Genomic DNA, 8,676 nt, shown 5'->3' on the forward strand with positions numbered 1-8,676 from the left:
TCCTCCTGCCCTAATCTGAGATAGTGTAGCCAGCCGTCGTGATGGCAGTGCGGATCGCTGCTTCTGCCGCCTGAGTCTCAATGTCAACAAGTTTGGTTTTGGGGTCTGCCTGGACCGTAGCGGTAGGATCAATTGCTTGCACAGCCTTCGCGATCGCCTCGCTACAAGCAGAGCAAGCCATATTGGGAACTTTCAGTTGCAGTGTCATGGGTCAAATCCTCGTTAGTTGATCTGACTCTATCCTGCATCCTCCAGTCCACTGGAGAGTCAAGAGGCGTTAGCAAAAAATTTATAGAGACTTTGAGGTGGATTTGAAGCGAGCTAAAATTTGCCTCAAAGACTAAGCTGAGACTCCACAGAACTAGTGCGTGGATTGCTACTGAGCGGCTAGCGGTAGCGTAAACCAGAAGGTTGTTCCTGCGCCAGGAACGCTGGTGACCCCAATTTCTCCGCCATGCGCTTGGATAATTTGGCGGCATAAGTAAAGTCCTAAGCCAATCCCGATTGAGCGGGTCCGATCGCCCCGGACATAGCGCTCAAATAGGCGATCGCGTTGGGCTTGGTTGATTCCGATCCCATTATCCTGAACGGTGCAGTAAATCATATCTAACTTGGCTTCTGGAGTGGTGGTTATCTCCGCGTCGGACGTCAGACTCGGCTCACTCATGTCCTTGCTGACGTCAGACTGGGCCGCACCAGAGAGGGTGGCATTAACCGTTAGACTCAGCCCCGCGGGATTATGGTTGAGGGCGTTGGTGAGGAGGTTTTCAAACACCCGTCTGAGTTGCAAAGGATCAGCAGCGGCAGAAAGTAGCTCTGGCGCAATCCGATTAGTCAGGGTGGCCCCATTCTTGACTAGCAACGGCTCCAAGTCTTCAGTCAGCCCCTGCACGAATGAATGTAAGCTAATCGGCTCTGGTTGCAGCACCAGACTACCCGCTGCATTAAAATGAGCATCTAGAAGCAGGTTAAGCAGGCTCAGTTGGCGATCGCTACTTTGGATCATGCGCTGCACAACAGACTGAGGAATAGAAACTGTTGCTTCAGCTTGCTTCTGAGCTCTTTGCTGCAAATTTTCTAGGACTAACAAGGTGCCCACGATGGGTGTGCGGAGATCATGGGAAATGGCGTGCAAAAACTCTTCTTTGAGTTGATTTAGTTCTTGCAGTTCCACCATTTTTTGCTGCAATTGCAGATTCTGAGTTTGGAGTTGCTGTTGTAATCGACGGACGGTGAGGTGAGTTTCAATCCGAGCTAACACTTCTTCAATTTGGAACGGTTTGACAATATAGTCCACCCCACCCACAGCAAAGGCTTTTACCTTATCTAAAACGTCTTCTAGCGCACTAATAAAGATCACTGGGATGTCACGACTTTGGTCATCCGCTTTGAGTTGTTGGCAGACCTCATAGCCGTTCATTTGGGGCATGTTGATGTCTAGCAAAATCAGGTCGGGTGGTTCCGCGCCGACTCCCATTAACGCCATCGCCCCATTAATTACACTGCGGACCTCATATCCCTGCCCCGTTAGCATGGTGGATAAAAGGCGCAGGTTGTCTGGTGTATCATCCACGATGAGGATATTTCCTCGAGAAGCATCAGGTTGCATGCAGTCAGCGATTTAGCTTGATCAAGTAAGAGATGCTGAAAATCTTACAGTGAATTGCACCCAGTCTCTAGCTAATCAAAGATTCAGTTAACTCCACCAGAAGGTCAAAGCGATAGTGCTTGACGAGATCTTTTAAGCTGTTAGCTAATCGGCTATGGTTTTGCGGAATCTGTTCCAGCAGTTGTAGCACTAAATTGGCATTGACTCTAGTTGCGGCTGTGTGTAATTCGGCAATCCAGGCCAGCGGCATTATCCTCAAATCCTCACATTTGACATTTTGAATTCGAGGTAGCGAGTTGCTCGTAGATCGAGCTCCGATCGCGGCAAAGCGTTTTGCCAACTCTGCATCGGTTTTTGCGGGTTCATAGAGATACTCGGCTCCTAAATAAGCGGCAATTTTGTCAAAAATTACTTGTTCTCGGAATGGCTTGCGGACGAGATCATCACAGCCTGAAGCCAAAATTGTGGCTCGTTGTTCTTCAAAGGCGCTGGCGGTTAAGGCGATGATCACGGTTCTATGGGCTCTGGCGGGAGCAGTGGCTTCTAAGCGGCGAATTTGGCGAGTGGCTTCATAGCCATCCATCACAGGCATCCGCATATCCATCCAAATTAGGTGGGGTTGCCAGCTTTGCCATTGGGCGATCGCTTCTTGTCCATTGGTTGCTAGAGCCGTCTCAAAACCCACCATTTGTAAAAGTTGCTCGATGAATTTGCAGTTTTCTGGGCGATCGTCTACGACTAGAATTCGATAAGTTGGTTGGTTGGGAGCTAACCGGAGGACTCGGCCTCTAGCACTCGCTTGAGCTGATTCTACAGGTAAAGCGGCCAGGGTCAGGGGCACCCAAAACTGGAAGCTTGACCCCTGCGCAATGGTGCTGCTGACCGTCAGTTCACCCCCCATCAACTGCACAAATTGGCGGCTAATTGTTAACCCCAGTCCCGTGCCTTCCCTGGCTTGAGTCCCACTAGTGGTTTGGACAAAGGGTTGAAACAGGCTGTCTATCTCTTCCGGCGCGATGCCACTTCCGGTGTCTTCAACGGCTACACAGAGGTAATGGCCAACTCCCGCAGATCGGTTTTCGGTTTGAATGCTGGCTCGTAGCCGCACCTCACCCCTGTCTGTGAACTTCACGGCATTACTTAAAAGATTGATCAAAACTTGGCGGAGTTTGCCTTCATCTATCAAGACGTAGGGAGGCAAATCAGGTGCAAGTTCAAATTGCAGAGACAGTTGCTTCGCTTCGGCTCGGATTTGAAACATCTCCTGAAGCGTGTAGAGTAGCTGATGCAAGTTGAAGGCTGTAGGATGCAAGGTCATCCGCCCCGCTTCGATCTTGGACATCTCTAGTACATCATTAATCAGGTTGAGCAAATGTTCTCCACTACGATTAATGATTTCTAGAGATTCTTCTTGCTGATCTGTTAGGGCAGGGTCACGCTCCATCAACTGGGTAAAGCCGAGGATGGCGTTCAGGGGTGTTCGCAACTCATGGCTCATATTAGCTAAAAAGATGCTCTTGGAGCGGTTGGCAGCTTCCGCAGCTTCTTTGGCAATGCGTAGCGCTTCCTCAGCTTGATGTCGCGCCCGCCCAATGGCAATCAGCTCGCCTACCAATTTCAGCAGGCTCAATTCCTCTTGGCTCCAAGTTTTAGGGTTATGAACCACATCCATCCCTAGAAAACCCACGACTTTATCGGCGTGAGACATGGGAACTGCCACCAGCGACTGCACAGACTCATGCTCAAACAAACGCCTCTCTGGCATTTCTGGTGAGAGCTGAGCCAGATTGGGAATGTGAACCACATTGCCGCTCAGAATCAGACGATGGAAACGCAGAAACATTTCTACCGGATTTTCTCTAACCTCAAGCGTTAAGGGCAGAACTCCGGGCGCACACCACTCATGGACAATCTGGGCGATCGCTTGATCTGGAGAGTACTCAAAAATGCAGCTCCGCTCCGCTCCAAAAAATTGCGCGATCGCCTGCAAGCTGAAGTCAACGGCTGTCTCTAAGCCTTGGTCAATAAACTGCCGAGAAATGCTGCTGAGTAAGCTTTCTACTTGGGCTCGATAGTGCACGGCCTCATCGGCTTGCTTGCGTTCTAGCTCTGCACCTGCACGAGCTGCAAAAATCCGCATGATCAGCTCTCGTCCTGCATCGGGTGACATTGGTTTCACATCCATCACCCCCAAAATGCCCAGGATATCTCCTGCTGCATCGACTAACGGAATCCCTAAGTAGCTCTCAACTGCGATCGCGGTGAAGTCGGAAATGCTGGGAAAAAGGGTTGGCAAGTCTTCCGAGTAATAGCAAACTTGGCCTTTAATCACCTGGCCGCAGGGCAAATTCTCTGTGTTGTACTCGAAGTTCTCGCCAATTTTGCTATCTCCCCACACTGCCAAAGTACAGGCTTTGGTTTTAGTTGCGTTGATGAAGCGACTGACAAAGGCGTAACGGACTTGCAGCACCTCCGCTAGGTAGCGCACACAAGACTGAAAGAATTCATCTCCTGTTTTGGCTGCCGTTCCTTCCACAATCAAGCGCAGCGCTTCTTCTCGTTGTTTGCGATCGGTAATATCCTCCATGACAAAATCGAGATGGTTTTCTTCCGGGTTCAGACGGAACGATAGTAGAACCCAGATTATGGTTCCACTACGCTGACGCAATTCAAGTTCAAAGTTTTTTACTTCTCCATATTGCTGAACAATGTCTGCAATACGCTGGCTATCATCCGGATTAACGTAAACAAACTCTGGAGAGAGCGGTGTACCAATTACCTCAGCGACAGAAGCATATCCAAGCATTTCCGCACATCGTTGATTGGCCTCTAAAATGCCTCCCACTTCTAAACGAGCGCGACCAATCCCCACCTGAGAGTTCTCAAAAATATTGCGGTACTTGATCTCACTCTGGCGTAGCGCTTCCTCCGCTTGCTTGCGCTCAGTCACATCATGAGCGATTCCAAGGATGGCGATCTGACCACTAGGATCTTCGATCGGAGAAATATTGGCGCTAACCCAACGCCAACTACCATCTTTATGACGCGCTCTGAGTTCTATGCCCGACTGCTTTTCTCGAAATTCGGCAGCTCTGCGCGTCGAGGCCAAAGGTACATGAAGATCTTCAAGATGGACAAGTTCAGCAAACGAGCGGCCTTCCATCTCTGAGACGCTATAACCCAAAATAGCAGTGACGTTAGGAGAGATATAAGTAATCACACCCTCTAGATTATGCAAGAAGATAATGTCGTTGGCATTCTCCACAATATTGCGGAACTTTAGTTCACTCTGCTGAAGTGCTTCTTCTACCCGTTTGCGTTCATTAATGTCACGAGCTACACCAATAATGATTAACCGACCATTTGTATCTTTTGAAGCGGTTAGATTAGTAACTAGCCAGGAATAGGTGCCATCTTTGCATTTAGCTCGATATTCGATTTCTGAAAGTGTCTCGCCTGTTGCGGCGACATGACCAACTGCGCTGACACATCGGTCTAAATCATCAGGATAAATGAAAGGCGTAAAGGACTTCCCTTCTAGCTCGATGGGTTCATAACCCATGATGTTACGCAAGTTGGGCGAAAGATAAGAAAAGGTACCTTCATCATTAAGCACATAGAGAGTGTCATGAGCATTCTCGACAATGGTGCGAAACTTAAACTCGCTCTCCTCCAAAGCAGCTTCCATTCGCTTGCGCTCAGTGGCATTGGTGCCAACCGAGAGAATTTCCACTAAATTTCCCTGCTCATCTAGAATCGGTTTATTGGCCCAAACAATCCAGACGCGATCGTCGTTCTTGCACAGGTTTTCATTCTCATTCAGGAGATAGTTTTCTGGGTGCAGACAAATATCTACCATCAACGCTTGTAAGTCGCGCCCAGAGGTTTCGGTCTCCGGAACAATCGTGCCAACCACATTACGACCGATGATCTCATGGCTCTCGAAGCCAAGCAAACGCTGGCCGTAATCATTCATGAACAGGATGTCACCATTGGTATCCCAGCGTAAGATGATGCAGTTGGCTGTCTGCACTAAATCTCGATACTGAAGTTCGCTAGCTCGGAGGGCGGCTTCGGCTCGCTTCAGTTCGCTGATGTCTCGCCCTAAAACCACCAAGCCTTTGCGCTCCCCATCTGGATCAAATAAAGGCACCTTAATAAGGTCAAGAATCTTCACTGTGCCATCAGCGCGAAGACAGATCTCCTCGATGCGCTGAATTGCTTGGAGTTGCCAAGCTTCTTGGTCGGTCAGGTGGCAAGTACTGAGGATGTCCCCATAAGAGTGACTGAATTGAGCCAACTCAGCATCTGTTTTACCTTTATACTCCAGTTCTTTGAGTTCAAAGAAGTCTAGGTTAGCTTGATTAGATTCTAGCCAGCGTCCTTCCCCATCCTTAAAGCAGATAATATCGGGTGTGGCGTTAATCAGAGTTCGGAGCCGTTCTTCACTTTCTCGCAGTGCTGCTTCAGTTTGCTTGCGAACGATTTCTTCGCGCTTCGCTTCGCTAATGTCTCGGAAATAAAAGACTCTGCCGTAGTAATGGCCTTGGGGCGATCGCGCTGCAATAGAATAGCGCTCTAAAGTGCGTCCATCCTTCAGCGAAATCTCATCGTAAGTGATTTCTTCTATATGTTGGTAGAGGTACTCAATTTGCGCTCGAAACACCTCAGGCTGTTCTACTTTATCAATAACGAGTTCTATTAATTGACCGGAATGCTGGTTTTGCATCGCTAGCTCTGGAATTCGCCATAGCTGACAAAACCGCTGATTGTAAGAAACGATGGAGCGGTTTTCATCAACTACCAAAATCCCATCGAGAGCAGCTTCTTGTTGAGCTTTCAATAGAGCATTACTACAGCGTAACTCGGCGGTCCGACTCTCAACTTCTTGCTCTAAATTCGCGTTGAGTGCTGCCAATTGTTGAAATAGTTTTGCCTGCTGAATGGCGATCGCTACCTGATTGCCCAGTTGTTCTAGCAGCTCAATCTCAAACGGTTGCCACTCACGAGTTTCCGAACACTGGTCAGCCATGAGGATCCAGAAGCCGCGATCGCCATCATAGGTACTCGATGAGCGGGTGCTAGATGCGGGTAGAGGGGTAGCTTGAAACGGTTGTTCTAGCTTGATCGGCACGCCTAAAGAAGCTTTGATCTGGCATCGTTCTAACAAAAGCTGACTGGCGCTATCAGAAAGTCCCAGTTCAGATATATCACTGATCGCCAGAATGCCTGACTCAAACCTTGCCAGCATTTCTTGGCTAAACGTGACATCAGTAATCGTTGTGCCTAAAAGAGAATGCCAGTTAGGGAGAACCGATTCTGCCACTATCTTCGTTTGCCAATCGTCCGTAATAAAGCAAAGACAAACGCGATCGGCTTCTAGAAACTGCTGTACTTCTACGACCGTCGTATTGAGAATTTGCTCTAAATCGAGAGATTGCCGAATCCGTAGAGCAATCTCACCCACAATATGGCCTTGCTGGTTCGCTAGATGTAATTGAGCTTCAAGCTGCTTATACTCACTTTTTAGCTTGGAGTACGCTGCTTCTCTAGCTTGCTGATCCTGCTGAAGACGTTGGACTTCCTGTTGCAGTTCTGCGATCGCGGCATGGAGTTGGGCTGGTGTGGCTGGGTTTCCTGGGGTGTTCATAGATTCTTTCAGGCTTCAATCCGTGCTTCCAATTGTCCTATCCGCTTCAGTAACCCTTCAACCAAGGCAATGATCGCACTTCCCCTTGTCGGTAACCGCACGAATCTCTGCTCGGCTGACTGTCTCGTTATGCTTAGATCGGCTCACCTGATTTTGCCTCTATTAGGCTTGAATATTTTAGACCCTATCTTATCCCTACTCACGCCCCTTCAATCGTCACGAAAACTTAATTCTGAGTAGTCACGATAGCTTTAACTCATATCCTCGTTGATGATTTTTCCTCTCGTGGTTTTAATCTGCGATCGCTTGGTTTTACTGTCCAATCGTTTGCGTTGAGAACTCCGGGTAGGTTTGCTGGGTTTTCGGGGTTTGGGTAGGGCGATCGCGCTTTTAATCAGAGCTTGCAGCCGTTCTAGAGCTTCCTCTCGATTTTGCTCTTGACTGCGATGCTCCTGAGCTTTGATTACGATGACCCCATCTTTGGTGAGCCGCTGGTCATTTAGTTGCAATAGCCGTTCTTTGTAGCGATCGGGTAATGAAGAAGCCAGGATATCAAAGCGCAAGTGAATGGCAGTCGCCACTTTGTTGACGTTTTGCCCACCTGCCCCCTGAGAACGAACAGCACTCATCTCGATCTCTTGCTCAGGGATACTCACGGTATTAGTGATTTGCAGCATGACTCAGCTTTGCTCTAGAACGTTTAAGGCTGGATTGCAGCCCGTTCTTTATTTTTGATCAAAATTTCCGCTAGCGCGCTAGGACGAAACAGACCCGATTCCACACAACCGACTTTCTGGGCGGAAAACTTAGTGCAGAGATCGTTCCAGGCTAGAAAGACCGTTTCTGCGGGAAGCGCTTCTACGAACTGTTGAGAACCCAAGGTTGCAGGGCTAAACCAGGTAATCCGCACAGCTTCTCCGCGATCGACTAAACGATCCAGTGTTTCTGTTTGCTGCACGGTTAAATCACCACGACTCGACTGAACCACGGGCGCTCGCATCCCTGTCTTCAACACATAGACAACCGTTCCAGGGTTATTGGCCCGCAATGGGGTAGAAATGGCACAGCCATTCTCGAAGGGTGAGGGTAAGGTCTGAATCGGACTTCCAGAGAAGCTTGTGAGGGTTTGGCACTGCGCCGTTTTTGGTGTGGGTGGCTGCTTCAACTGAGGTTTTCCTAAGCCCGTTGCCACAGAGCTAGCGGTTAGTAATCCAACTAAGAGGGCGATCGCGGGAAGTTTCACCATTTTGAGTATTCTCCTCAAGCCAGGGGCATCACGTTTCTCTAAGCTAGGCAAACTTAGACAGGACTTACGCAAGAGTCATTTGTACGGACGGGTGCTTGAGTTGCTCAATCAGGTAGTCCGAGAGCATCCCATGCTTGAGCTGATAAATCGTTCTGCCGCTTTGGTACGCGA

Annotated in this window: 5 protein-coding genes; all 5 read right to left on the reverse strand. The window is 49.0% G+C overall.

Features of this window, described 5'->3' with window-relative positions:
* Positions 1 to 10: 10 nt before the first annotated feature.
* The 5 genes from H6F90_RS15640 to H6F90_RS15660 all read right to left on the reverse strand — a co-directional run bounded on the left by H6F90_RS15640 (position 11) and on the right by H6F90_RS15660 (position 8,505).
* Positions 11 to 208 carry a heavy-metal-associated domain-containing protein gene (locus H6F90_RS15640; protein WP_190553329.1) on the reverse strand — a complete coding sequence of 66 codons (198 nt, stop codon included), beginning with the start codon at positions 206 to 208 and terminating at the stop codon, positions 11 to 13.
* Positions 209 to 376: 168 nt separating this feature from the next.
* Positions 377 to 1,609 (reverse strand): hybrid sensor histidine kinase/response regulator, encoded by a 1,233-nt coding sequence (locus H6F90_RS15645; protein WP_190553330.1) that lies wholly within the window; start codon positions 1,607 to 1,609, stop codon positions 377 to 379.
* 67 nt (positions 1,610 to 1,676) lie between these two features.
* On the reverse strand, positions 1,677 to 7,259 hold the full coding sequence (locus H6F90_RS15650; protein ID WP_190553331.1) for a PAS domain S-box protein: 5,583 nt from the start codon (positions 7,257 to 7,259) through the stop codon (positions 1,677 to 1,679).
* 251 nt (positions 7,260 to 7,510) lie between these two features.
* Complete coding sequence (gene arfB / locus H6F90_RS15655; protein WP_190553332.1) at positions 7,511 to 7,936, reverse strand: alternative ribosome rescue aminoacyl-tRNA hydrolase ArfB; 426 nt, start codon at positions 7,934 to 7,936, stop codon at positions 7,511 to 7,513.
* 23 nt (positions 7,937 to 7,959) lie between these two features.
* Positions 7,960 to 8,505 carry a hypothetical protein gene (locus H6F90_RS15660; RefSeq protein WP_190553333.1) on the reverse strand — a complete coding sequence of 182 codons (546 nt, stop codon included), beginning with the start codon at positions 8,503 to 8,505 and terminating at the stop codon, positions 7,960 to 7,962.
* Positions 8,506 to 8,676 lie beyond the last annotated feature (171 nt).

Source organism: Trichocoleus sp. FACHB-591, assembly GCF_014695845.1.
Classification (GTDB): domain Bacteria; phylum Cyanobacteriota; class Cyanobacteriia; order FACHB-46; family FACHB-46; genus Trichocoleus.